Source organism: Streptomyces sp. XY006 (assembly GCF_002237655.1).
GTDB lineage: Bacteria > Actinomycetota > Actinomycetes > Streptomycetales > Streptomycetaceae > Streptomyces > Streptomyces levis.
In genome coordinates, this window is sequence record NZ_NOKT01000024.1 from 41,555 (window position 1) to 64,528 (window position 22,974).

Here is a 22,974-nt window from a genome sequence, read left to right on the forward strand (position 1 = left end):
CCCTGACGGGGCGCGGGAGGCGGCGTCAGTCCAGATAGCCCCGCAGCTGGTCCGCGAAGGCGTGGTCCCGCAGCTTGTTCAAGGTCTTGGACTCGATCTGCCGTATCCGCTCCCTGGTCACGCCGAAGATCCTGCCGATCTCCTCCAGCGTGCGCGGGCGGCCGTCCGCGAGTCCGTAGCGGAGCTGGACCACCTTCCGCTCCCGCTCCCCCAGCGTCGACAGAACCGCCTCCAGGTGCTCCCTGAGCAGCAGGAACGCGGCCGACTCGACGGGGCTGGCCGCGTCGCCGTCCTCGATGAGGTCGCCGAGGGCGACGTCGTCCTCCTCCCCCACGGGAGCGTGCAGCGACACCGGTTCCTGGGCGAGGCGCAGCACCTCGCCGACCCGCTCCGGCGGCAGGTCCAGCTGGGCCGCGACCTCCTCGGCCGTCGGCTCGTAGCCGCGCTCCTGGAGCATGCGGCGCTGGACGCGGACCACGCGGTTGATGAGCTCCACGACGTGCACCGGGACCCGTATCGTGCGGGCCTGGTCGGCCAGGGCGCGGGACATGGCCTGGCGGATCCACCAGGTCGCGTACGTGGAGAACTTGTAGCCGCGGGCGTAGTCGAACTTCTCGACGGCGCGGATGAGTCCGAGGTTGCCCTCCTGGACGAGGTCGAGCATGGTCAGGCCGCGGCCGACGTAGCGCTTGGCGACGGAGACGACCAGGCGCAGGTTGGCCTCGATGAGGCGGCGCTTGGCCATCCGGCCCATGACGACGAGCCGGTCCAGATCCAGTGCCAGCCGGCTGTCCAGGTCGGGGGTGGTGCTCAGCTTCTCCTCGGCGAACAGCCCGGCCTCGACGCGGCGGGCGAGTTCGACCTCCTCGGCCGCGGTCAGCAGGGGGATGCGGCCGATCTCCCGCAGGTACTGGCGGAACAGGTCCGAGGAGGGGCCGCTGCCCGTGTCGGCGCGGGCCGGGGGCGGTTCGACGGCCTCGGGGGCCTCGGCCGTCCCGATGGCCTCGGCGGGCGGCTCCTCCGGCTCCGCTTCCGGCACCGTCTCCGTCTCCGTCTCCGTCTCCGGGTGGTGCACGACGCGGCTCTGCGCCGGGACCCCGGGCAGGATGTCGGCCTCCGCTTCCGGCGCTGCGCCTGCGGCGCCGAGAGCACCGCGGACGTCGGTCTGGGTGAGGGTCTGGGTCTGCACGGGGGCGACCTCCAGGATGATCGCTGCCAGGGGGTTCGGCAGCGGTACTTCGGGGGCGGAGTCGACGGCCTCGCCGCTTTCCGTCCCGTACGCGATGAGCGGAACCGCGGGGATCCGGGGCCCGTCGGTGACGGACCGGCCGCGCTCCGAGGACTCAGGCACCGGAACCCAGTGTGGGGTAAGACACATCGTCGCCACGAGGGGCGTGCGGTGACTTTTTGCTTCCGGTCCGTGACCGCGCGCTCTCACCTCGTGGAAACCCGGATGCCTCACCCGCCCCTGGTCTGCGACGATCTGCCGATGTCCGCTTCCCTGTACGAATCACATGTGACGGTCCGCTGCTCCGGCCCCGGCGAGTCCGCGCGGCTGCGCCGCTGGGCGGCCGCGGGCGGGTTCAAGCTCACGCACATCGTGCTGGCCAGGGGCCGGATGCGGGACCAGCCGATGCTCACGCTGTCCGGTTCGCCGTCGTACGCCGGCGAGGCGGCGCGCGTACGGGAGGTGACGGCCCGGCTGCGGGCGGACGGCTTCGACCCGGTGCGCGTGAAGATCGAGTCGTCGCCGTGGGCACCGGAGGTGCCGCGCGAACCGTGCGACGACGGGCGGTACTTCGAGCACCACGTGAAGCTGCTGCTGCCCGCGGGCACGGACCTGGCGGCGCTCGCGGCCCGGGTCGTGCCGCACGGCGCCCATCTGTCGTGGAACGCCCGGCGGGTGCGGGGCGCGCGGCACGAGCGGTTCGTGACCCAGCGCTGCCGTGCGGTGGACGCCGGGGGCGCGGGCGCCGCGCTGGAGCGGCTGCTGGCCGAACTCGGCGGTTTCGAGGTGGTGGGCGTGGAGCGGGAGTTCGTGCTGCACGACAGCGACATGGCGGTGGACGAGGGATGGCTGGAGGAGCCGATGGGGACACGGACATGACGGGCACGGCGTGGGAGCGGTTCGGCTGGCGGAGCACGGAGATCCCCCGGGAGCCGCTGGACGACACCGTCCGCAGGGCGGAGCACCTGCCGAGGACGCTGCTTCCGGTGCCGGGGGACGACGTGGTGCAGCGCCCGGTCTTCGACCCGGCCCTGAAGCACTACCCGAACGCCTACCGGGCCACCGACCCGCGCTTCTCCGACCCCGAGCGGGGCGAGGCGTGGCGGGCGGCGCGGCGACGGGCCCTGGATCTGGTCCTCGCCGCGATCGCGGACTCGCCGTGGGCCGACGCGCTGGTGCTGCGGGGCAGTGTGCTGATGTCGGCCTGGTTCGGTGCGGCCGCGCGCGAGCCCGGCGACCTGGACTTCGTCGTGGTGCCGCACACCTGGCGGATGGAGGACGGCCGCACCGACCGGATGCTGACCGGGATCGCCGAGGCGGCGCAGGACCTGGCCGACGCGCGCGGCCGGGAGGTCGGCGTCTCGGCGCGGGGCGCGGTCGTCGAGGACATCTGGACCTACGACCGGGTGCCGGGCCGGCGCATGGTGCTGCCCTGGGGCGCGGCCGGACTGCCCGGCGGCCACGTCCAGCTGGACTTCGTCTTCAACGAGCGGCTGCCCGAGGAGCCCGAGCCGGTGGAGCTGGCGGGCGGTGCGGTCGTCCAGGCGGCGACGCCGCAGCTGTCGCTGGCGTGGAAGCTGATGTGGCTGATCAACGACGCGCACGCCCAGGGCAAGGACCTGTACGACGCGGTCCTGCTGGCCGAGCGGCATCCGCTGCGCCGGGAGCTGCTGAACGAGGTGTTCCGGCTGTCGGGCGAGTGGCCTTACCCCTACCAGGAGGAGATCCTGCTGGAGCACGTGGTGGAGGCCGTCGGGTACGTGGAGTGGAACCACTTCGTCACCGAGTACCCGCGGTTCGCGGACGACGAGCGGGAGTTCGCCGAGCGGCTGGTGCGGGCGGTGGCGCCGGCCTTCGAGGGGGCCTGACCGGGTCAGAGCGCCGCGGCGCCGTGCTCGCGCAGGGCCTGGTCGTACTGCTGCAGCACCCACAGCTCGTTCTGCACGGCGGCCAGCTGGGCCGGGTCGCCGTGCGTGCCGAGGCGGGTGAGCCGGCCGGTGATGTCGCGGATGCGGCGCTCCACGGCCCGGCGGCGGACCGTGACCAGCTGGGCGCCGGCGTAGCTTTCGTCGACGCCCTTCACGCCCTTGTGCAGCATGATCGCCTCGACGGCCAGTTCGGTCACCATCGCGCGGACCGCGTCGTCCGGGGCGGCCTCCCGGACCCGGACCAGATAGTCCTGGGGGTCCGCGAGGCCCGCTTCGGCGCCGCCCGCGTCCAGGATGGCCTGGCGTACGGCGGCGTAGGGCGGGGCCGTGAACTCGTCGATGCCGTAGGCGTCGAAGGCCGGGGAGACCAGCTCGGGGCGCTGCAGGGCGAGTTTGAGCAGCTCGCGTTCGGTGGCGTAGACGGGGTTGCGGAGGTTGAGGGCCGGGCCGCGGGGGCCGGCGGGCGGCTCGGCGGACGCGTGCTGCCGGGGTGCGTGCCGGTCCGGGGCGGGGCCCTTGCCGCCGCGCTCGCGGGCCCAGCGGGCCAGCTGGGCCACGCGCTTGACCACGAACTGGGTGTCGAGGATGCCGAGCATGCCGGCGAGCTGCACGGCGACCTCGTGCTGGGCGCCGCTGTTCTTGATGCGGGCGACGATCGGGGCGGCCTCGTCCAGGGCGGCGGCGCGGCCGGCGGGGGTGTCGAGGTCGTAGCGCCCGACGATCTGGCGCAGGGCGAACTCGAAGAGCGGCGTGCGGGGTTCGACCAGGTCGGCGACGGCCTCGTCGCCCTTGGCCAGCCGCAGGTCGCAGGGGTCCATGCCGTCGGGCGCGATGGCGATGTACGTCTCGGCGGCGAACTTCTGGTCGTCCTCGAAGGCGCGCAGGGCGGCCTTCTGGCCGGCGGCGTCGCCGTCGAAGGTGAAGATGACGCGGGCCGAGCCGTTGTCCATCAGCAGGCGGCGCAGGATCTTGATGTGGTCGCCGCCGAAGGCGGTGCCGCAGGTGGCGATGGCGGTGGTGACACCGGCGAGGTGGCAGGCCATGACGTCGGTGTAGCCCTCGACGACGACCGCGCGGGAGGCCTTGGCGATGTCCTTCTTCGCCAGGTCGATGCCGTAGAGGACCTGGGACTTCTTGTAGATCGCCGTCTCCGGCGTGTTGAGGTACTTCGGGCCGTTGTCCGCCTCGTAGAGCTTGCGGGCGCCGAAGCCGACGACGTCGCCGCCGATGTCGCGGATGGGCCACATCAGGCGGCCGCGGAAGCGGTCGATGGGGCCGCGGCGGCCCTCCTGGGAGAGGCCGGAGAGCAGCAGCTCCTTGTCGGTGAAGCCCTTGCCGCGCAGGTAGCGCGTGAGGTGGTCCCAGCCCTGGGGGCTGTAGCCGACGGAGAAGTGGTGGGCGGCGGCCTGGTCGAAGCCGCGCTCGGCGAGGAACTGCCGGCCGGTGTCGGCCTCCGGGCTGGTCGCGAGCTGTTCCGCGTACCACTCGGCGGCGATCTTGTGGGCCTCGACCAGGCGGATGCGCTCACCGCGCTGGTGGGAGGGGTTGTACCCGCCCTCCTCGTAGCGCAGGGTGATGCCCGCCTGGCCGGCCAGGCGCTCGACCGCCTCCGAGAACGTGAGGTGGTCGATCTTCATCACGAACGTGATGGTGTCGCCGCCCTCCTGGCAGCCGAAGCAGTGGAACAGGCCCTTGGCGGGGCTGACCTGGAAGGAGGGCGACTTCTCGTCGTGGAACGGGCAGAGACCCTTGAGGTTGCCGCCGCCCGCGTTGCGCAGCTGGAGGTACTCGGACACCACGGCGTCGATCGGGACCGCGTCCCGTACCGCCTTCACGTCCTCGTCGTTGATCCGTCCTGCCACGCGTGAAGTCTACGGGGCGGGACCGACACTCACGGTGCGAGGTCTTCGAGCGGAATGCGGGGGTCTGCGAGGTTCTCGGTGTCCACCCGTGCCCTGCCGCGGATCAGGCGCTGGATCGGGTCGGTGACGTTCCACACGTTCACGTTCATCCCGGCCAGCACCCGGCCCTCCTTCACCCAGAAGGCGATGAACTCGCGCTTGCCCGCGTCGCCCCGGATGACCACCTGGTCGTAGCTGCCGGGCGGTGCCCAGCCGGAGTACTCCATGCCCAGGTCGTACTGGTCGGAGAAGAAGTAGGGCACCCGGTCGTACGTCACGTCGTGGCCCAGCATGGCGCGGGCCGCCGCGGGGCCGCCGTTGAGGGCGTTGGCCCAGTGCTCGACCCGCAGCCGGGTGTCGAACAGGGCGTGCGGGAAGGAGACGACGTCGCCGGCCGCGTGGATGTCCGGGTCGGAGGTGCGCAGCCGCTCGTCGACGACGATGCCGCCGCCGTGCGCCGGACCGGCGATCTCCAGGCCGGCCGCCTCCGCGAGGTGGGTGCGGGGGACCGCGCCGATCGCGGCCAGCACGTCGTGCGCCGGGTGCTCCTCGCCGTCGTCGGTGCGGGCCGCGAGGACCATGCCGTCCTGGCCGGTGATCTCGGTGAGCCGGGCGCCGAAGTGGAAGCGGACGCCGTGCTCGCGGTGCAGCTCGGCGAAGAGCTGGCCCAGCTCGGGGCCGAGGACCGAGTGCAGCGGCGTGGGCCCGCGGTGGACCACCGTGACCTCAGCGCCGTACTCGCGGGCCGCCGCCGCGACCTCCAGGCCGATCCAGCCGGCGCCGGCGATCACCAGGTGGCCGTTGTCCCGGCCGAGGTTGGTCAGCACGTGCTTGAGGCGCTCGGCGTGGGCGAGGCGGCGCAGGTGGTGGACGCCCGCCAGGTCCGTGCCCGGGATGTCGAGGCGGCGGGGCTCGGCGCCGGTCGCCAGGAGCAGCTTGTCGTAGCGCACGGCCGTGCCGTCGTCGCCGAAGCGGACGGTCTTCGCCGCGCGGTCGATCGCGTCGACCGTCTGGCCGAGGTGCAGCTCGATGTCGTGGGCCGCGTACCAGGCCGGCTCGTGCACGAAGACGCTCTCGCGTTCCTCCTTGCCCAGGAGGTAGCCCTTGGACAGGGGCGGGCGCTCGTAGGGGTGGTCGCGTTCGTCGCAGATCAGTATCACCCGCCCGGTGAAGCCCTCCGCGCGGAGCGTCTCGGCCGCCTTGGCGCCGGCCAGTCCGCCTCCGACGATGACGAATGTCTGATCCGCGTCGACCACTTGATGCCTCCTCGTCAGGGTGTCGCCACTTGCGAGCGTCCCGCACGGAGCGTGATGCGGGAAGAGGGAGTGACCCGATCAGGCCACGGAGGGTCACATTCGGGCGTGCCGGGGTCCCTGGTTTCCCGCCCGTCTCACGCGTGCCCCGTCAGCCGGGCGTGAAGCGAACGGGCCGAGGTGTCGGTGAGGGAGGCGATCTGGTCGACGACCGCCCGCTTGCGGGCGCGGTCGTCCGGCGCCTGGTCGAACAGCGCGCGGAACTGCGGGTCCAGGCCGTCGGGGGCACGGGCGGTGAGCGCCTCGGCCAGTTCGGCGACGACGATCCGCTGGTCGGCGCGGAGCCGCTCCTGTTCGGCGCGCTGCATGACGTAGAGGTCGGCGACGGCCTTGAGGACGGCGCACTCCATGCGGGCCTCGCGCGGGACGACCAGTTCGGCGGAGTACCGGGTGAGCCGGCCGGTGCCGTAGGCGGCGCGGGTGGCGGTCTCGGCGGCCAGGCAGAAGCGGCCGATGAGCTGGCTGGTGGCGTCCTTGAGGCGGGCCTGGGCGACGGCGGTGCCGTCGTAGCCGTGCGGCCACCACTCCTGGGCGAGGAGCCGGTCGAGGGCCTCGGCGAGTTCGGCGGGGTCGGTGCCGGCGGGGACGTAGCGGCCGAGGGCGACCTGGAAGATGTCCCGCCGTTCGGGGTCGGCGTGCAGGCAGTTGGGGTCGATGTGCCCGGCGTGCAGGCCGTCCTCCACGTCGTGCACCGAGTAGGCGACGTCGTCGGACCAGTCCATGACCTGTGCCTCGAAGCAGGTGCGGGTGCCCGGGGCGTCCTTGCGGACCCAGTCGAAGACGGGACGGTCGTCGTCGTAGACGCCGAACTTGGGCGAGGCCGGGTCGGTGGGGTGGGCGCCGCGGGGCCAGGGGTACTTGGTGGCGGCGTCCAGGGTGGCGCGGGTGAGGTTGAGGCCGACGGAGCCCTCGGGGGTGAACCGCTTGGGCTCGATGCGGGTGAGGAGCCTCAGGGACTGGGCGTTGCCCTCGAAGCCGCCGCAGTCGGCCGCGAACTCGTTGAGGGCCTGTTCGCCGTTGTGGCCGAAGGGCGGGTGCCCGAGGTCGTGGGAGAGGCAGGCGGCCTCGACGAGGTCCGGGTCGCAGCCGAGGGCGGCCCCCAGCTCCCGGCCGACCTGGGCGCACTCCAGGGAGTGGGTGAGGCGGGTGCGGGGGCTGGCGTCCCAGGCGGGGCCGAGCGTGCCGGGGGTCACCACCTGGGTCTTGCCGGCGAGTCTGCGCAGGGCGGCGCTGTGCAGGACCCGGGCGCGGTCGCGCTGGAAGGCCGTGCGGCCGGGGCGTTTGTCGGGTTCCGGGGCCCAGCGGTCGACTGACGTCGGGTCGTAGGCCGTGGGGTTCGTCGTGGTGCCTGCCATGGGTCGACAGTACGGGTACGGGTGTGGTGGGGGTCGCAGCGTCTGCCGGGTTGGGGTGTTCGGCGGGTGCGGGGGTGTCGTGGCTTGTCGCGCAGTTCCCCGCGCCCCTTCAGGGCGTGACCCGCCGCCCGGTGTCAGGCCGAGGCGAGGTGCGGCAGCGCGGGCGACGCGCGTAGGGCCTCGTCGTAGCGGTGCAGGACGAGCCGGGCCATCGACGGGTGGGTGCCGAGGGGGGCCGCCGCGATCCAGGGGGCCGCCTGGGTGCACTCTGTGGCGAAGCGGCCGGGGGCCGTGAAGTAGGAGGCGAGGGCGATGTGGTGGCGGCCCCGGGCGAGGAGGGTGCGGACGGCCTGCTGGACCGTGGGGGTCGCGGCCGAGGCGTAGGCGGGCAGGACCGGGACGCCCAGGCGGGCCGCGAGGAGGTGGGCCGTGCGGGCGGTGTCCTTCTTCGCGTCCGGGTCGCGGGAGCCCGCTGCGGCGAGGACGACGGCGCTGGTGCGGCGCGGGGTCGCGCCCCAGCCGGCCTCGGTGAGGCGGTCCTGGAGGGCGTCGGTCAGCAGGGGGTGCGGGCCCAGGGGGGCCGCCACCCGCGTGCGGGCCGGGGAGGCCGCCGCCATCTCGGGGATGTCCCGCTTGACGTGGTAGCCGCGGCTGAGCAGGAGGGGGACCAGGACGGCCTCGGTCTCTCCCAGGGCGGCGAGGGTGTCGGGCAGCAGCGGGGCGTTGAGCTCGATGTGGCCCAGGTGCACCGGCACGTCGGGGCGCAGGGCACGGACGCGGTCCAGGAGGGCGCGGACGGTGCTCAGCGCGCGCGGGTCGCGGCTGCCGTGGGCCACGACGACGAGGGCGGGCGGGGCCGGACGGCGCGTGGCGGGCGGCGGGACGAGGCTGAGCTGACTGGGCATGCGTCGATGGTCGCGGCGCCACGTTGCCTCCCCGTTGCCGGGGCGTCACGGGTGTTTTCCGGCGGTTCACCGTCCGGGGCAGGGGGTGTGTGAGGTGCCGTGACCTGGGGTTTCCCATGCGGGAGTGAAGCTGCTCACGCGCCCGCGGATGAACCGGACGGCCCGGCGGAGCGTCCCTGACGTCGAGAGCCGAGCCGGGGAGAGGGGCGTGTCCATGCGTCGTCCGACGTTGCGCAGACCGCGGCTGCCGCGTACCCGCCGGGGGCAGCGGCGGCTCGTGCAGGCCGTGATGGCCGGGTGCGTGCTGGCGCTGCTCCCCTCGACCTGGATGTACACGACGGCGGCGGACCGGCTGCGGACGGCGGACGAGGTGCCGCGCACCGATGTGGCCGTGGTGTTCGGCGCCGGGCTGTGGGACGGGGAGCCCTCGCCGTACCTCGCGCACCGGCTGGACGCGGCGGCGGAGCTGTACCGGCGGGGGCGGGTCGAGGTGGTGCTGGTCACCGGCGACAACAGCCGCGAGGACTACGACGAGCCGGACGCGATGCGGGGCTATCTGACCCGGCACGGGGTGCCCGACGGGCGGATCGTCAGCGACTACGCGGGGTTCGACACCTGGGACTCCTGCGTGCGCGCGAAGAAGATCTTCGGCGTGGACGAGGCGGTGCTGATCAGCCAGGGGTTCCACATCCGGCGGGCGGTGGCGCTGTGCGGCGCGGCGGGGATCGAGTCGTACGGGGTCGGCGTGGACGCCGTGCACGACGCGACCTGGTACTACGGGGGCGCCCGGGAGATCCTCGCCGCCGGCAAGGCGGCCCTGGACGCGGTGTTCCGGCCCGATCCGCGGTTCCTCGGGCCCCGCGAGCCGGGAGTGGAGCGGGCGCTGGGCAGGGCCGGATAGCCGGCGCCTCACGCGGGCGCTCCGGCGGCGGGGAGGTCCCCGTCCCGGCCGCGTAACAGGGAGCCGTCCCGGGCGTAACACGGCCGAAGCACGCTGGACGGCATGCAGAACACCGCCACGCCCACGCACTGCCCGTACTGCGCCCTGCAGTGCGGGATGAACCTCACCCCGACGCCCGACGGGACCGTCGAGGTGAGCGAGCGCGCGGACTTCCCGGTGAACCGGGGCGCCCTGTGCGGCAAGGGCCGTACGGCTCCCGCGGTGCTCGCGAGGAACGTGCGCCTGACCTCGCCGCTGGTGCGCGACGAGGGCGGCACGCTGGTGCCCGCCTCCTGGGACGAGGCACTGGACCGGATCGCCGCCGGGCTGGGCCGGACGCGGGCCGAGCACGGGCCGGACGCCGTCGGGGTGTTCGGCGGGGGCGGCCTGACGAACGAGAAGGCGTACACGCTCGGCAAGTTCGCGCGGGTCGTGCTCGGCACCTCCCAGATCGACTACAACGGCCGTTTCTGCATGTCGTCGGCGGCCGCCGCCGGCATCAAGGCGTTCGGGCTGGACCGCGGGCTGCCGTTCCCGCTGGAGGACATCCCGAAGTCGGGCTGTGTGATCCTCGTCGGGTCGAACCTCGCCGAGACCATGCCGCCGTCGCTGCGGTTCTTCACCGAGCTGAAGGAGAACGGCGGCACCCTGATCGTCGTCGACCCGCGGCGCACCAGGACCGCCGAACAGGCCGATCTGCACCTGGCCCCCCGCCCGGGCACCGACCTGGCCCTCGCGCTGGGCCTGCTGCACCTCGTCATCGCCGAGGGACGGGTGGACGAGGAGTACGTCGCCGAGCGCACGGCCGGCTGGGAGGACGCCCGGGCCGCCGCGATGGCCCACTGGCCGGAGTACGTGGAGCGGATCACGGGGGTGTCCGTTCCCGAACTCCGCGAGACCGTGCGGCTGTTCTGCGCGCCCGAGTCGGCGATGGTCCTCACCGCGCGCGGCCCCGAGCAGCAGTCCAAGGGCACGGACACCGTCGGCGCCTGGATCAACCTGTGCCTGGCGACCGGCCGGGCGGGCCGCCCGCTGTCGGGGTACGGCTGCCTGACCGGGCAGGGCAACGGGCAGGGCGGGCGCGAGCACGGGCAGAAGGCCGACCAACTGCCGGGCTACCGCAAGCTCGACGACCCGGCGGCCCGGGCGCACGTCGCCGAGGTGTGGGGCGTCGACCCGGACAGCCTGCCGGGGCCGGGGCGCAGCGCGTACGAGCTGCTGGACGCGCTGGGCACGGACATCAGGTCGCTGCTGCTGATGGCGTCCAACCCGGTGGTGTCGGCGCCGCGTGCCGCGCACGTCGAGGAGCGCATCAGGTCGCTGGACTTCCTGGCGGTGTGCGACGTGGTGCTCTCGGAGACGGCCGCGCTCGCGGACGTCGTGCTGCCGGTCACGCAGTGGGCCGAGGAGACGGGCACCACGACCAGCCTGGAGGGCAGGGTCCTGCTGCGCCGCCGGGCGATCACCCCGCCGGACGGCGTCCGCAGCGACCTGGAGGTCCTGCACGAACTCGCCGCCCGGCTGGGCGTGGAGAAGGGCTTCCCGACGGACCCGGAGGAGGTCTTCGAGGAGCTGCGCCGGGCGAGCGCGGGCGGCCCGGCGGACTACTCGGGGATCACCTACCGCAGGCTGGCGGAGGAGAACGGGGTGTTCTGGCCCTGCCCGGCCGAGGCGGAGCCGGTGGAGGACGGCGAGGACGCCCTGCTCGACGCGCCCCTGCCCGACGACCCCGCCCGTCAGGCGCCCAGCGGGCACCCGGGCACGCCCCGCCTGTTCCTGGACCGTTTCGCCACGCCCGACGGCCGGGCCAGGTTCGTGCCGGTCTCGCACCGGGCGATCGCCGAGGAGCCGGACGACGAGTACCCGGTGCTGCTGACCACCGGGCGGGTGGTGGCGCAGTACCAGTCCGGGGCACAGACCCGGCGCGTGGCCGAGCTGAACGCCGCAGCGCCCGGGCCGTTCGTGGAGATCCACCCCCGGCTGGCGGCCCGGCTCGGGGCGGCCGAGGGCGATCCGGTGGCCGTGGTGTCCCGGCGGGGCCGGGCCGTGGCACCCGCGAGGATCACCGGCGCCATCCGGCCCGACACCGTCTTCATGCCGTTCCACTGGCCGGGCGAGGGCCGCGCCAACACGCTGACCAACCCCGCGCTCGACCCGACCTCGCGGATGCCGGAGTTCAAGGCGTGCGCGGTGCGGCTGGAGACCGTCGAGCGGTAGGGGTCAGCTCACCGCGACGGCCTTCCAGGCGGCCGCCACCGCCTTCTGCTCGGCGCTGTCGGCGCCGTAGAGGTCCTTCGCCGCGCTCAGGGTCGCCGTGCGGGCGTCGGCGTAGGTGGTCGAGGACGTCATGTAGACCGTCAGCGCCCGGTACCAGATCCGGCCCAGCCTGGCCCGGCCGATGCCGGTCACGGTGGAGCCGTCGCAGGTCGGGGAGTCGTAGGCGACGCCGTTGACGGTCCTGCCGCCGCTGCCCTCCGCGAGCAGGTAGGCGAAGTGGTTGCCGACGCCGGAGGAGTAGTGCACGTCGAGGTCGCCGAGCTTCGCGGTCCAGCAGTCCGCCGACTTGCCGTCCTTGGAGGGCCTGTCCATGAAGCGCAGGGCCTCGCGGCCGAGTCCGGAGCGGACGACCTTCTCACCGATGAGCCAGTCGCCCGGGTCCTCGGCGTTGGCCGCGTGGAACTCCACCAGGGTGCCGAAGATGTCCGAGGTGGCCTCGTTCAGGCCGCCGGACTCGCCCGAGTACCGCAGCGCGGCCGTCTTGGACGTCACGCCGTGGGTCATCTCGTGCCCGGCCACGTCCAGGGAGACCAGCGGGCCCATCAGCTTGCCGTCGCCGTCGCCGTAGGTCATGCAGAAGCAGGTGTCGTCCCAGAAGGCGTTGTTGTAGTCCTTGCCGTAGTGGACGCGGTTGAACGAGCCCTTGCCGTCGCCGGCGATGCCGCTGCGGCCGTGGGCCTCCTTGTAGTAGTCCCAGGTGACGTCCGTGCCGTACTGGGCGTCCACCGCCACGGTGGCCCGGTCGGCCGCCGCGCCGGTGCCCCAGTGGTTGTCGGCGTCCGTGAAGACGGTGGCGGGCGCGCGGGTCAGACAGATCGTCAGCAGGCACTGATCCGTCTTGTTCGCGGCGTCGCCGGTGTAGGTGCCGCCGCGGGTGGCGTCCGAGAGCCGGTACGTGGACCCGGACGCCGTCGTCTCCAGCGGCACCGTGCCGCCGTAGAGGGAGGCACCGTCGCCGGAGGCGGACTCCAGGGTGTCCCAGGCGTCGATCCGGGCGCCGGTCGCCGCGTCGGTCAGCACGGTCCGCCCGACCGGGTTGCCGAGGTCGTCGTGGGCGACCGCGTCGGTCTGCCAGGCCAGCTTCGGGGCGCCGTGCAGGGCGTCGACGACCAGGCGGGGCTTGGCGGTCAGCCTCCGCAGGGTCTCGCCGAGGTGTGCGGCGCGCAGCAGGTTCGCCGCGAGGCCGGCGGCCCTGGGCGCGGCCACCTTCGGGGTGACGGTGGCCAGGGCGAGCGGGGACGTCGTGGCCCGGCTCGTGCCGCGGTAGGTGCCGTCGGGGTTCAGGTGGAGGACGAAGTCACCGCCGAGGACGGGGAGTCGGTGGTAGGTGCGGTCGTAGCGGACGTGGCGGGTGCCGTCGGCGTCGAGGACGACGTCCCGGACCTTCGTCCGCTGCTGCGGGGTGAGGCCGAGGTCCGCGGCGCGGTCCGCGAGCACGGTCTCGGCCGCCTCGATCGCGGCGGCCCGGGTGGGCCGGTCGGCGGCGCCGGCCGCGCCGGCGGTCTGGGGGAGCACGGTGGCCACGAGGGCGGCGACCGAGGTGGCGGCGGCACCGGCGGTGGCGAGACGGGAACCGCGGACATGACGTATCCGACTCATCGGTCTCCTCGTACGGGCGCACCCGGTCGCGTGGGGTCGACCGGGTGCGGCGTTGATGTCGACCGCGAGTCAAGGCGTCACCGACGTGTCATGTCCATAGCCCCGCTGTGGAGGTGTGTGAGGGTGCAGAATCGTTCGTGTGACCTTGCCGACCTTGCCTTTCTTCGTCTACGGCACCCTGCGGCCCGGGGAGGTCAACCACGACCTGTTCCTGCGCGGCCGCGTCCGCTCCGAGGAGCCGGGGGTGCTGGCGGACGCGGTGCTGTACGAGGGGCCGGGCTATCCGTACGCGGTGGAGGAGCCGGGCGGTGGCGTGGTGCGCGGGGAGCTGGTGACCGCCCGGCCGGAGGCGTACGCGGGGCTGCTCGGGGAGCTGGACCGGCTGGAGGAGTACGTGCCGGGTGATCCGCGGAGCCTGTATGTGCGGGTGGAGCGGAAGGTGGTCCGGGACGCGGACGGGGTGGGGGTGCGGGCCTGGGTGTATGTGGCCGGGGTGGATGTGGCGGCGCGACTGCGGGGTGCCGGGCGGCGGGTCGCGGGTGGGGAGTGGCGGGGGCGGTAGGGGGTGGGGGCGAGGGGGAGGGGAGGCAGGTGGGGGGCGCGGGTCGTGTGCCGGTGCGGGTGCGTTGTGGTTGCTCGCGCAGTTCCCCGCGCCTCTGACGGGGCGTGCTCGTGCCGTTTCCCGCGCCCCTGACGGGGCGTGCTCGTGCCGTTTCCCGCGCCCCTGACGGGGTCCTCAGGGTGTGTACGGGTGTGTCGTTCTGGCCTGCTTCAAGGCTTGGGCCCACCAGGTGAGTTGGTCCAGCATCGTCTTGGCCGCCGCGTTCGGGGCGGAGGGGTCGCGCAGGGTGCCCCGGTCGTCGAAGGACGCTCCGGCGTTGTGGAAGGAGACGGTGTCGCGGACCGTCACGGCGTGCAGTTCCGCGAAGACCTGGCGCAGGTGTTCCACGGCGCGCAGGCCGCCGGCCAGTCCGCCGTAGGAGACGAGCGCGACCGGCTTGGCCCGCCACTCGCCGTAGTGCCAGTCGAGGAGGTTCTTCAGGCCCGCCGGGAAGGAGTGGTTGTACTCGGGGGTGAGGACGACGAAGGCGTCCGCGCGGGCCAGCTTCGGGGTGATGCCCGACAGCACGGCGGTCGCCTCGGGCGTCGGTTCCAGGGAGGTCGGCAGCTCGGCGTCGGCGACGTCGACGACCTCGGTGACCAGGTCGTCACGGTCCCGCAGCCGGTCCAGGAGCCAGTCGGCGACGACCGGGCCGAAGCGGCCGTGGCGGTTGCTGCCGACGACCAGGACCACCCGGAGGGGGTCGGTCTGCTCGGCGGTGGGTGCGTCAGCGGTTGTCTTCATGCGCCACAGCCTCATCCCTCAACCTTGCTTGAGGTCAAGTCCGGCCACGCGGTCGCGGGTCACCCGTTCACCCGCGCCGGCCGCGAATTTCCGCACTCGCCCGCCGATCTGCCCGTGACCTGGCAAAACGCCACCTGACGGACCGTCGGGCGGGCGCGTCCGACACCCGTTCACCCCAATTCTGACGGGCTCTCAGAAAGCGCTCGGGCCGCGCTGCCCGTTACCTCGGAAGGGCAGGTGCACGACCGAACAGCTCGAAGGAGCACCGATGCGACGTACCGCCCGGCCGCTGACCGCCACCGCGCTCGCCGTCGCCTCCGCCGCTCTCGCCGCCGTCCCCGCGCACGGCGCCCCGGCGGGTGACCTGCGGGTGTCCCCCGCCGCGGTCGAGCCCGGTGCGCACGTCACGGTGCGCACCTCGGCCTGCGGGCAGGACGGCACGGCGGCCGGTGACGCCAGCGCGGTCGGGGCCGGTGCCTTCACCCTGGCGCCGGACCGGTACGAGACGGCGGCGAGCGGGCGGTTCAGGGTGCCGCCGAGCGCGCAGCCGGGCACGTACGAGATCACCGCGGCGTGCGCCGGGAGCGGACGGCGGGTCACCGGGGACCTGGTGGTCACGCTCACGGCCGGGCACGAGCAGGTGCATCCCCGGGGGAGTGTGAAGACGGGGGTCGGCGGCGCCCTGGGCCCCGATCCCGTGCAGACCGCGGCCGGAGTGGCGGCCCTCGCCGTCGCCGCCGCGGGCGGTACCTGGCTCCTGCATCGCCGGGCGAGAGGCGACGGGATCTGACGGACACCCTCCGCTGTCCGTCGCCGGTACCGCAGGTCCCCTCCCCCTCCGGGTCCGACGCCCCTCGCGGCCCGGAGGGGGCACGGGGCCGGAGTCGAGGAAAGGGTGGGTATGCGCAGGTTCCCCAGGTCCGGCGGCCCCGTGGGCAACCCGGCGAACGCGGCCATGGCGGCCGTCACGGTGTTCGCCCTGTGCTGCGGGGTGTGGCTGCTGCGCGAGGGCACCACGACGCACGCCCCGCCGCAGCCGTCGGCCGCGCAGGCCCGTGCCGGACAGGACGGGCGGGCGGGTGTGGAGGGCCGGGACGGTCTGGACGGGCGGGCCGGTGAGCCGGAGGGGCCCGCCGCGCCGGCGCTGCCGCCCTCGCCGCCCGACCGCATCCGCATCCCGGCGATCCGGGTGGACGCGCCCCTGACCGGGCTCGGGCTGACCGGGAGCGGCAGCCTGGACGTGCCACCGGCCGCGCGCGCGAACCTGGCCGGCTGGTACGAGGCCGGCACCACCCCCGGCGAGCGGGGCACGGCGATCGTCGCGGGCCATGTCGACAACGCCGAGGGGCCCGCCGTCTTCTACGGCCTCGGCGCCCTGCGCAAGGGCAGCACGATCGAGGTGGACCGGCGGGACGGCAGCGTCGCCGTGTTCACCGTCGACGCCGTCGAGGCGTACGCCGCGAAGGACTTCCCCGACGAGAAGGTCTACGGCGCCGCCCGCCGCCCCGAGCTGCGGGTCATCACCTGCGGCGGCGCCTACTCACGCGCCACCGGCTACCAGGGGAACGTCGTCGTCTTCGCGCACCTCACCGGGAGCCGGTGACCCGCCCAGGACGTGGGTCCTGCCCCACACCCCGAGCGGTTCCAGCGCCTCGTTCAGGGCCACGCCCCGGGGCGTCAGGGAGTACTCCACGCGCGGCGGCACCTCGTCGTACGCCTCGCGGTGCACCAGCCCGTCGGCCTCCATCTCGCGCAGATGCGAGGCGAGCACCTTCTCGGTGATGCCCGGCAGCTCCCGGCGCAGCTCGCCGAAGCGGCACGGCCGCTCGTGCAGCGCCCACAGCACGAGCACCTTCCACTTGCCGCCGATCACGTCCATCGCGGCGTCGATCCCGCACACGTACGCCCCCGGGCGCCGCCCCGTCGTCCCCATGCCCGCGCTCCTCCCCTGCCGCTGCCTGGATCCTTCCCGCGAGGTAACCACCCACTTCCATGTGCGTACTTGAGCAGGCGCTGCCCCTGCGACGAGCCTAGACGCCATGACCGACAGCGCAGTTGCTCCCCGCACCCCCGTCACCCTGCTCGGCGCCGGCGCCATGGGCAGCGCCCTGGCCCGTGCCTGGCTCGCCGCCGGGCATCCGGTGACCGTCTGGAACCGCACCCCCGCCCGGGCCGAGGCCCTCGCCGCCGAGGGCGCGGCCGTCGCGCCGAGCGCCGCCGCGGCCGTCGCCGTGAACCGCCTGGTGGTGGTCTGCCTGCTGGACGACGCCTCGGTGGGCGAGGCCCTCGACGCCGCCGACCTCACCGGACGGGACCTGGTGAACCTGACCACCGGCACCCCGGGCGAGGGCCGTGCGCGGGCCGCCTGGGCCGGGGCGCGCGGCGCGCGGTTCGTGGACGGCGGGATCATGGCCGTACCGCCGATGATCGGGGTCCCGGAGTCCGGCGGTTACGTCTTCTACAGCGGTTCCCAAGAGCTGTTCGAGGAGCACCGCGACACCCTCGCCGTCCCGGCCGGCACCCGCTGGGTGGGGTCCGACCCCGGTTTCGCCGCGCTGCACGACGTGGCGCTGCTGAGCGCCATGAACGGCATGTTCGCGGGCGTGCTCCACGCCTTCGCCCTGGTGCGCGGGGAGGACATCGCCCCGAAGGACTTCGCCCCGCTGCTCGCCGGGTGGCTGACCGCGATGGCCCCGGCCGTCCACCAGACCGCCGAGCAGCTGCAGAGCGGCGACTACACCAAGGGCGTGGTCTCCAACCTGGCGATGCAGGCGGCGGGCATCCCCACCTTCCTGCGCACGGCCGAGGAACAGCGCGTCAGCCCCGAGCTGCTGACGCCGTACCTGGAGCTGATGCGCGAGCGGGTGGCGCGGGGGCACGGGGACGAGGACGGCACGGGGATGATCGAACTGCTGGACCTGCGCGCCCGCTCCTAGGCGATCCACTGCTCGTACGCCAGATTGCCCACCAGCGCGAACACCACCGTCAGCAGCACGATCCGGACGAAGCCGCTGCCCTTCTTCAGGGCGGTGCGGGCCCCGAGGGTGCCGCCCGCGAGGTTGAAGACGGCCATCAGGGCGGCCAGCTGCCACAGGACCGCGCCCTGCCAGGCGAAGGTGGCCAGGGCGCCGGCGGTGGGGGTCCCCCTGTTCGAGCGGAGACGAGAGCTTGGGGGAGCAGCAGTTGACGATCTTGGCCGTGGCGGAGGCCGTGACCAGGTCGAGGTGGAGCACGGCGGTGAGGGCGAGGACCAGGAACGTGCCGGTGCCCGGGCCGATGAGCCCGTCGTAGAAGCCGATGCCGAGGCCCGCCAGGCCGATCGCGGCGAGGATCTGCCGGCGGGTGGCCGGGCCGGTCGCGGGGGCCGTGCCGAACACGGGCCGCAGGATCACGAACGCGGCGACGCCGAGCAGCACCACCATGATCACCGGCTTGAGGACCTCGGTGCTCATCCCGGCCGCGAAGAAGGCCCCGGCGGAGGAGCCGGCGAGGGCGGCCAGCCCGATGCGGACCGCCGTGCGCACGTCCACCGGGCCTTGCGGGCGTAGGTCACGGCCGCGCCCGTGGTGCCGACGATGGCGACCGCCTTGTTGGTGCCGAGGGCGTGCGCGGCCGGCGTGTGCGACGGCAGGCCGAGCAGCAGCACCGGCAGCAGCAGGACGCCCCCGCCGCCGACCACGGCGTCGATCCAGCCGGCGGCGAGGGCCGCCAGACAGAGCAGGACGATCATGGTCAGCGATATGTCGGGCATGATCGCGACCCTATGCGAAGCGCGCCTCACCGCTGGTCGCCGCCCGCATCCCGGAACCCTCACACCCTCCCCGCTCCCCTGCTGAGGGCAGCGTTCCCCGTGGGAAACAGATGTGATGCTGCCGGGTAACACCGGCATCGCACGCTCGACGTCATGACCTCGAACGAGCGTGTGGTGGTGATCGGCACCGGCCTCGCGGGCGTACGGCTCGCCCGGCGGCTCGGTGAGCTCGGCACGCCCGCGACCCTGATCGGCGAGGAGGAGCACCGGCCGTACAACCGGGTGCTGCTCGCCGAGGTGCTGGCCGGACGGTACAGCCCCGAGGTGATCGCCCTGCCGGCACCCGCGCGGGTCGTGCGCGCACGGGTCACCGGGATCGACCGCGAGCGGCGCGGCGTCGCCTGCGCGGACGGCTCGGTGATCGCATACGACCGGCTGGTCCTGGCCACCGGCTCGAACCCGGTGCTGCCGCCCCTGCGCGGCCTGTTCACCGAGGACCGGGAACTGCCCGAGGGCGTGCACGCCTTCCGCACCATGGACGACTGCCTGGGCCTGTCCAAGGCGGTCCGGCCGGGTGTGCGGGCGGTCGTCATCGGGGGCGGGCTCCTCGGGGTCTCCGCGGCCCGGGCGCTCGCCCTGCGCGGTGCCCAGGTGGTGCTCGCCCAGCAGTCCGAGCGGCTGATGGAGCGCCAGCTCGACCCGGCCGCCTCCCGGCTCGTGCGGCGGCACCTGAGCGACCTGGGCGTCGAGGTGCACACCGAGTGCCGTGTGCGGGACGTGCGCTGCGTGGGCGGCGCGGTCCGTTCCGTGGAGCTGGCCGACGGGTACGCCCTCGACGCCGACCTGGTGGTCGTCGCCTGCGGTGTCCACCCCCGGGCCGGTCTCGCGCAGGCCGCCGGCCTCGACGTCCGCAAGGGCGTCGTCGTCGACGACGAGCTGCGCACCTCGGACCCGCACATCCACGCGATCGGCGACTGCGCCCAGCACGACGGCGTCCTGTACGGCCTCGCCGCTCCCGCGCTGGAACAGGCCGACGCCCTCGCGGCCCTGCTGGCCGGCGACACGACCGCCCGCTACACCGGCACCCGCTCCCTGACCCGGCTCACGCTCGACGGGCACGACAGCCCCCTGGACCTCGCCGCGTTCGGCGAGACCGAGGCGCTCCCGGGCGACGACGTCGTCCAGCTCACCGACGCCACCCGCGGCACCTACCGCAAGGTCGTCGTCCGCGACGACCGCCTGGTCGGCGGGGTTCTCGTCGGCGAACTCGGCACCGTCGGCGCGCTCGCCCGCGCCTGGGAGGGAGCAGAGCCGCTCCCCTCCGACGGCGGCCCGCTGCTCCACCTGCTCACCAACGATGGAGGCTCCTGATGACGGCCACCCCCGGGGCTACCCCCACGATCGTGCTCGTCGGCCACGGCATGGTCGGCCAGCGCTTCCTCGAAGCGCTCGCCGAGCGCGGCCTGACCGCCACGCACCGCGTGGTCGTGCTCTGTGAGGAGCCGCGTCCGGCGTACGACCGGGTCCAGCTCACCTCGTACTTCTCGGGCCGGAGTCCGGAGGACCTGTCCGTGACGGACATGAGGTTCATCGAGGACCACGGCATCGAACTGCACATCGGCGACCCGGCCGAGACGATCGACCGGGAGGCCCGCCGGGTCACCGCCCGCTCCGGACTCGCCGTCGACTACGACGTGCTGGTCCTGGCCACCGGCTCCTACCCGTTCGTGCCGCCGGTGCCGAACAAGGACGCCGAGGGCTGTTTCGTCTACCGCACGATCGAGGACCTGCTCGCCATCGAGGAGTACGCCGCGAGCAGGGCCACCACGGGCGCCGTGGTCGGCGGCGGGCTGCTCGGCCTGGAGGCCGCGGGAGCGCTGAAGGGACTCGGACTCGACGCGCACATCGTGGAGTTCGCGCCCCGGCTGATGCCCGTCCAGGTCGACGAGGGCGGTGGCGCCGCCCTGCTGCGCACCATCGAGGAGATGGGCCTGAGCGTCCACACGGGCGTGGGCACGCAGGAGATCGTCGTCGGCGAGGACGGTGCCGTGACCGGCATGAAGCTGTCCGACGGCTCCGAACTCGCCACCGACATGGTGGTGTTCTCCGCCGGTGTCCGCCCGCGCGACCAGCTGGCCCGCGACTGCGGCCTGACCGTCGGCGAGCGCGGCGGCATCGCGGTCGACGAGCAGTGCCGTTCGGTCGCCGACCCGCACGTGTTCGCGATCGGCGAGTGCGCGCTGGCGGCGGACGGCCGGGTGTACGGCCTGGTCGCGCCGGGCTACGAGCAGGCCGAGACCGCCGCCGCGACGATCGCCCGGGACGAGGCGGAGTTCACCGGCGCCGACCTGTCCACCAAGCTGAAGCTGCTCGGTGTGGACGTGGCGTCCTTCGGTGACGCGCACGGCACCGCCGAGGACTGCCTGGACGTCGTCTACTCCGACTCCCGGGCGGGCCTGTACAAGAAGCTGGTCATCGCCCGGGACGGCACGCTGCTCGGCGGCATCCTGGTCGGCGACGCGGAGGCCTACGGCACGCTGAAGGCGTTCACCGGCTCCGTCCCGCCCGTCTCGCCCGAGTCGCTGGTGCTGCCCGCCGGTGCCGGCGCCCCGGCCCAGCTCGGCCCGGCCGCGCTGCCGGACGAGGCGATCATCTGCTCCTGCAACAACGTCACCAAGGGCACCATCCGCGGCGCGGTCACGGAGCACCAGTGCACCACCGTGCCGGAGGTGAAGAAGTGCACCAAGGCCGGTACGACCTGCGGCAGTTGCGTCAAGGTCCTCGGCCAGCTGGTCACCGCCGAGCTGGAGGCGTCCGGCGTCGAGGTCGACAAGGGCCTGTGCGGCTGCTTCGCCCAGACCCGCGAGGAGCTGTACGAGATCGTCCTGGCCCTGCGCATCACCTCCTACCAGGACCTGCTGGACCGCCACGGCCGCGAGGAGGCCCGGGGCGGCGACGGCTGCGAGGTCTGCAAGCCCGCCGTGGGCTCGATCATCGCCTCCCTCGCCCCGACGATCGGCGCGAGCGGCTACGTCCTGGACGGCGAGCAGGCCGCGCTGCAGGACACCAACGACCACTTCCTGGCCAACCTGCAGAAGAACGGCTCGTACTCGGTCGTGCCGCGCATCCCCGGCGGCGAGATCGCCCCGGAGAAGCTCATCGTCATCGGCGAGATCGCCCGCGACTTCGGCCTCTACACGAAGATCACCGGCGGTCAGCGGATCGACATGTTCGGCGCCCGCGTCGAGCAGCTGCCGCTGATCTGGGCACGGCTGGTGGACGCCGGCTTCGAGTCGGGCCACGCCTACGGCAAGTCGCTGCGCACGGTGAAGTCCTGCGTCGGCTCCACCTGGTGCCGCTACGGCGTCCAGGACTCGGTGAAGATGGCGATCGACCTGGAGCTGCGCTACCGGGGTCTGCGCTCCCCGCACAAGCTGAAGTCGGCGGTCTCCGGCTGCCAGCGCGAGTGCGCCGAGGCCCAGTCGAAGGACTTCGGCGTGATCGCCACCGCCAACGGCTGGAACCTGTACGTCGGCGGCAACGGCGGCGCCACCCCGCGCCACGCCGACCTGCTCGCGCAGGACCTGTCGGACGCCGAACTGGTCCGGCTGATCGACCGGTTCCTGATGTTCTACATCCGTACGGCCGACCGCCTGGAGCGCACCTCGACCTGGCTGGAGCGGATCCCGGGCGGCCTGGACCACGTGCGGGACGTCGTCGTGCACGACTCGCTCGGCATCTGCGACGAGCTGGAACAGCTGATGCGGGCCCATGTCGCGCACTACCGCGACGAGTGGTCCGAGACCATCAACGACCCCGAGAAACTGGCCCGGTTCGTGTCCTTCGTCAACGCGCCGGACACCCCCGACCCGGTCGTCGCGTTCGTGCCCGAGCGCGACCAGATGAAGCCCGACCTGCCGCTGCTGTCCATCGGCACGCGGCCCGCCGACGTCCTGGAAGGAAGCGCCCAGCGATGACCCTGGCTCCCGAGACGACCGACCTGAAGGTCCAGCTCTCCCTGGACGGCGACTGGTTCACGGTCTGCGACCTGAGCACGCTGCTCCCGGGCCGCGGGGTGGCGGCACTGCTGCCCGACGGCCGCCAGGCGGCGATCTTCCGCGACCGCACCGGCGAACTGTTCGCCCTCGACAACCGCGACCCCTTCACGGGTGCGGCCGTCCTCTCCCGGGGGCTGACGGGCACTCACCGGGGCCGCCCCTTCGTCGCCTCCCCGCTGCTGAAGCAGCGCTTCGACCTCGCCTCCGGCCAGTGCCTGGACGACGAGACGGTGCGGGTGACGGCGTACGCGGTGCGGACCGCGTAACGGCCGGGGCCGGCTCACCGCGCACGCTGTCGAGTTGCTGTCGGGTTCCGCCGACCGGGTTCGCCTCCGGGGGTGCGTCGCGTTTCATCGGATGCGTCGCGTCACACC

At 73.7% G+C, this 22,974-nt stretch carries 21 protein-coding genes and 1 pseudogene; 11 read left to right on the plus strand and 11 right to left on the minus strand.

The features are described 5' to 3' along the window. Nucleotides 1–25 precede the first annotated feature (25 nt). Nucleotides 26–1,351, minus strand: coding sequence for an RNA polymerase sigma factor (locus CHR28_RS26085; protein ID WP_094056134.1), 1,326 nt, complete (start codon nucleotides 1,349–1,351; stop codon nucleotides 26–28). A 138-nt stretch (nucleotides 1,352–1,489) separates the two neighbouring features. On the opposite strand from CHR28_RS26085, the gene CHR28_RS26090 reads away from it, so the two are divergent. Continuing rightward, on the plus strand, nucleotides 1,490–2,107 hold the full coding sequence (locus tag CHR28_RS26090; protein WP_179272561.1) for a hypothetical protein: 618 nt from the start codon (nucleotides 1,490–1,492) through the stop codon (nucleotides 2,105–2,107). Beyond that, complete coding sequence (locus CHR28_RS26095) at nucleotides 2,104–3,096, plus strand: nucleotidyl transferase AbiEii/AbiGii toxin family protein (RefSeq protein WP_094056136.1); 993 nt, start codon at nucleotides 2,104–2,106, stop codon at nucleotides 3,094–3,096. Before CHR28_RS26090 ends, CHR28_RS26095 begins: the two co-directional genes overlap by 4 nt. 5 nt (nucleotides 3,097–3,101) lie before the next feature. Here the strand turns inward: CHR28_RS26095 and dnaG are convergent, their stop codons facing one another. From dnaG to CHR28_RS26115, 4 genes are all read right to left on the minus strand, one after another. Further along, on the minus strand, nucleotides 3,102–5,018 hold the full coding sequence (gene dnaG / locus CHR28_RS26100; RefSeq protein WP_094056137.1) for a DNA primase: 1,917 nt from the start codon (nucleotides 5,016–5,018) through the stop codon (nucleotides 3,102–3,104). 29 nt (nucleotides 5,019–5,047) lie between these two features. Then, nucleotides 5,048–6,313, minus strand: coding sequence for an NAD(P)/FAD-dependent oxidoreductase (locus tag CHR28_RS26105; protein ID WP_094056138.1), 1,266 nt, complete (start codon nucleotides 6,311–6,313; stop codon nucleotides 5,048–5,050). 134 nt (nucleotides 6,314–6,447) lie between these two features. Beyond that, entirely contained in the window at nucleotides 6,448–7,725 is a 1,278-nt protein-coding gene (locus CHR28_RS26110) for a deoxyguanosinetriphosphate triphosphohydrolase (RefSeq protein ID WP_094056139.1), read from the minus strand. A gap of 134 nt (nucleotides 7,726–7,859) precedes the next feature. Then, entirely contained in the window at nucleotides 7,860–8,630 is a 771-nt protein-coding gene (locus CHR28_RS26115; protein ID WP_094056140.1) for a sirohydrochlorin chelatase, read from the minus strand. 214 nt (nucleotides 8,631–8,844) lie between these two features. Here CHR28_RS26115 and CHR28_RS26120 point away from each other — a divergent pair, with 214 nt between their 5' ends. Beyond that, a complete protein-coding gene (locus tag CHR28_RS26120) occupies nucleotides 8,845–9,531 on the plus strand; it encodes a SanA/YdcF family protein (protein WP_094056219.1) in 687 nt (228 codons plus the stop codon). A 102-nt stretch (nucleotides 9,532–9,633) separates the two neighbouring features. Beyond that, nucleotides 9,634–11,787, plus strand: coding sequence for a molybdopterin oxidoreductase family protein (locus CHR28_RS26125; RefSeq protein WP_094056141.1), 2,154 nt, complete (start codon nucleotides 9,634–9,636; stop codon nucleotides 11,785–11,787). Nucleotides 11,788–11,790: 3 nt separating this feature from the next. Here CHR28_RS26125 and CHR28_RS26130 read toward each other — a convergent pair whose 3' ends face one another. Further along, nucleotides 11,791–13,446 (minus strand): M4 family metallopeptidase, encoded by a 1,656-nt coding sequence (locus CHR28_RS26130; RefSeq protein ID WP_094056142.1) that lies wholly within the window; start codon nucleotides 13,444–13,446, stop codon nucleotides 11,791–11,793. Nucleotides 13,447–13,585: 139 nt separating this feature from the next. Between CHR28_RS26130 and CHR28_RS26135 the strand changes: the two genes are divergently transcribed. After that, nucleotides 13,586–14,008, plus strand: coding sequence for a gamma-glutamylcyclotransferase family protein (locus CHR28_RS26135; RefSeq protein ID WP_094056143.1), 423 nt, complete (start codon nucleotides 13,586–13,588; stop codon nucleotides 14,006–14,008). A gap of 174 nt (nucleotides 14,009–14,182) precedes the next feature. Here the strand turns inward: CHR28_RS26135 and CHR28_RS26145 are convergent, their stop codons facing one another. Then, nucleotides 14,183–14,791, minus strand: coding sequence for an NADPH-dependent FMN reductase (locus CHR28_RS26145; RefSeq protein WP_094056144.1), 609 nt, complete (start codon nucleotides 14,789–14,791; stop codon nucleotides 14,183–14,185). A 268-nt stretch (nucleotides 14,792–15,059) separates the two neighbouring features. Between CHR28_RS26145 and CHR28_RS26150 the strand changes: the two genes are divergently transcribed. After that, nucleotides 15,060–15,581, plus strand: coding sequence for a hypothetical protein (locus tag CHR28_RS26150; RefSeq protein WP_094056145.1), 522 nt, complete (start codon nucleotides 15,060–15,062; stop codon nucleotides 15,579–15,581). Between the two features lie 111 nt (nucleotides 15,582–15,692). Continuing rightward, nucleotides 15,693–16,394, plus strand: coding sequence for a class F sortase (locus CHR28_RS26155; protein ID WP_094056146.1), 702 nt, complete (start codon nucleotides 15,693–15,695; stop codon nucleotides 16,392–16,394). Here the strand turns inward: CHR28_RS26155 and CHR28_RS26160 are convergent. Beyond that, nucleotides 16,332–16,724, minus strand: coding sequence for a winged helix-turn-helix transcriptional regulator (locus CHR28_RS26160; protein ID WP_094056147.1), 393 nt, complete (start codon nucleotides 16,722–16,724; stop codon nucleotides 16,332–16,334). The genes CHR28_RS26155 and CHR28_RS26160 overlap by 63 nt on opposite strands. A gap of 106 nt (nucleotides 16,725–16,830) precedes the next feature. Between CHR28_RS26160 and CHR28_RS26165 the strand changes: the two genes are divergently transcribed. Further along, nucleotides 16,831–17,727, plus strand: a complete 897-nt coding sequence (locus CHR28_RS26165) for an NAD(P)-dependent oxidoreductase (RefSeq protein WP_094056148.1) — start codon at nucleotides 16,831–16,833, stop codon at nucleotides 17,725–17,727. On the opposite strand, the gene CHR28_RS38840 is transcribed toward CHR28_RS26165, so the two are convergent. From CHR28_RS38840 to CHR28_RS38850, 3 genes and pseudogenes are all read right to left on the minus strand, one after another. Beyond that, a complete protein-coding gene (locus tag CHR28_RS38840; protein ID WP_306437578.1) occupies nucleotides 17,724–17,864 on the minus strand; it encodes a hypothetical protein in 141 nt (46 codons plus the stop codon). The genes CHR28_RS26165 and CHR28_RS38840 overlap by 4 nt on opposite strands. 163 nt (nucleotides 17,865–18,027) lie before the next feature. Then, nucleotides 18,028–18,243: pseudogene (locus tag CHR28_RS38845) on the minus strand (TSUP family transporter); the annotation flags it as partial. Continuing rightward, nucleotides 18,240–18,542 carry a TSUP family transporter gene (locus CHR28_RS38850; RefSeq protein WP_306437579.1) on the minus strand — a complete coding sequence of 101 codons (303 nt, stop codon included), beginning with the start codon at nucleotides 18,540–18,542 and terminating at the stop codon, nucleotides 18,240–18,242. The gene CHR28_RS38850 and the pseudogene CHR28_RS38845, both read right to left, overlap by 4 nt. A 153-nt stretch (nucleotides 18,543–18,695) precedes the next feature. Between CHR28_RS38850 and CHR28_RS26175 the strand changes: the two genes are divergently transcribed. Genes CHR28_RS26175 through nirD form a run of 3 tightly spaced genes read left to right on the plus strand, consistent with a single transcriptional unit; the run spans nucleotide 18,696 to nucleotide 22,866 of the window. Beyond that, the gene (locus CHR28_RS26175; RefSeq protein WP_094056149.1) at nucleotides 18,696–19,913 is read left to right on the plus strand and encodes an NAD(P)/FAD-dependent oxidoreductase; all 1,218 of its coding nucleotides are present in this window, start codon (nucleotides 18,696–18,698) and stop codon (nucleotides 19,911–19,913) included. Then, nucleotides 19,913–22,519 carry a nitrite reductase large subunit NirB gene (gene nirB / locus CHR28_RS26180; protein ID WP_094056150.1) on the plus strand — a complete coding sequence of 869 codons (2,607 nt, stop codon included), beginning with the start codon at nucleotides 19,913–19,915 and terminating at the stop codon, nucleotides 22,517–22,519. Before CHR28_RS26175 ends, nirB begins: the two co-directional genes overlap by 1 nt. Beyond that, entirely contained in the window at nucleotides 22,516–22,866 is a 351-nt protein-coding gene (gene nirD, locus CHR28_RS26185) for a nitrite reductase small subunit NirD (RefSeq protein ID WP_094056151.1), read from the plus strand. The genes nirB and nirD overlap by 4 nt, the downstream gene beginning before the upstream one ends. The last annotated feature ends 108 nt before the right edge of the window (nucleotides 22,867–22,974 follow it).

Coding starts and splice junctions, on each gene's coding strand:
- CHR28_RS26090 (WP_179272561.1), top strand. CDS start 1,490: ATGTCCGCTTCCCTGTACGAATCACATGTGACGGTCCGCTGCTCCGGC.
- CHR28_RS26095 (WP_094056136.1), top strand. CDS start 2,104: ATGACGGGCACGGCGTGGGAGCGGTTCGGCTGGCGGAGCACGGAGATC.
- CHR28_RS26110 (WP_094056139.1), bottom strand. CDS start 7,725: ATGGCAGGCACCACGACGAACCCCACGGCCTACGACCCGACGTCAGTC.
- CHR28_RS26115 (WP_094056140.1), bottom strand. CDS start 8,630: ATGCCCAGTCAGCTCAGCCTCGTCCCGCCGCCCGCCACGCGCCGTCCG.
- CHR28_RS26120 (WP_094056219.1), top strand. CDS start 8,845: ATGCGTCGTCCGACGTTGCGCAGACCGCGGCTGCCGCGTACCCGCCGG.
- CHR28_RS26125 (WP_094056141.1), top strand. CDS start 9,634: ATGCAGAACACCGCCACGCCCACGCACTGCCCGTACTGCGCCCTGCAG.
- CHR28_RS26130 (WP_094056142.1), bottom strand. CDS start 13,446: ATGAGTCGGATACGTCATGTCCGCGGTTCCCGTCTCGCCACCGCCGGT.
- CHR28_RS26145 (WP_094056144.1), bottom strand. CDS start 14,791: ATGAAGACAACCGCTGACGCACCCACCGCCGAGCAGACCGACCCCCTC.
- CHR28_RS26150 (WP_094056145.1), top strand. CDS start 15,060: ATGCGACGTACCGCCCGGCCGCTGACCGCCACCGCGCTCGCCGTCGCC.
- CHR28_RS26155 (WP_094056146.1), top strand. CDS start 15,693: ATGCGCAGGTTCCCCAGGTCCGGCGGCCCCGTGGGCAACCCGGCGAAC.
- CHR28_RS26160 (WP_094056147.1), bottom strand. CDS start 16,724: ATGGGGACGACGGGGCGGCGCCCGGGGGCGTACGTGTGCGGGATCGAC.
- CHR28_RS26165 (WP_094056148.1), top strand. CDS start 16,831: ATGACCGACAGCGCAGTTGCTCCCCGCACCCCCGTCACCCTGCTCGGC.
- CHR28_RS38840 (WP_306437578.1), bottom strand. CDS start 17,864: ATGGCCGTCTTCAACCTCGCGGGCGGCACCCTCGGGGCCCGCACCGCC.
- CHR28_RS38850 (WP_306437579.1), bottom strand. CDS start 18,542: ATGCCCGACATATCGCTGACCATGATCGTCCTGCTCTGTCTGGCGGCC.
- CHR28_RS26175 (WP_094056149.1), top strand. CDS start 18,696: ATGACCTCGAACGAGCGTGTGGTGGTGATCGGCACCGGCCTCGCGGGC.
- nirB (WP_094056150.1), top strand. CDS start 19,913: ATGACGGCCACCCCCGGGGCTACCCCCACGATCGTGCTCGTCGGCCAC.
- nirD (WP_094056151.1), top strand. CDS start 22,516: ATGACCCTGGCTCCCGAGACGACCGACCTGAAGGTCCAGCTCTCCCTG.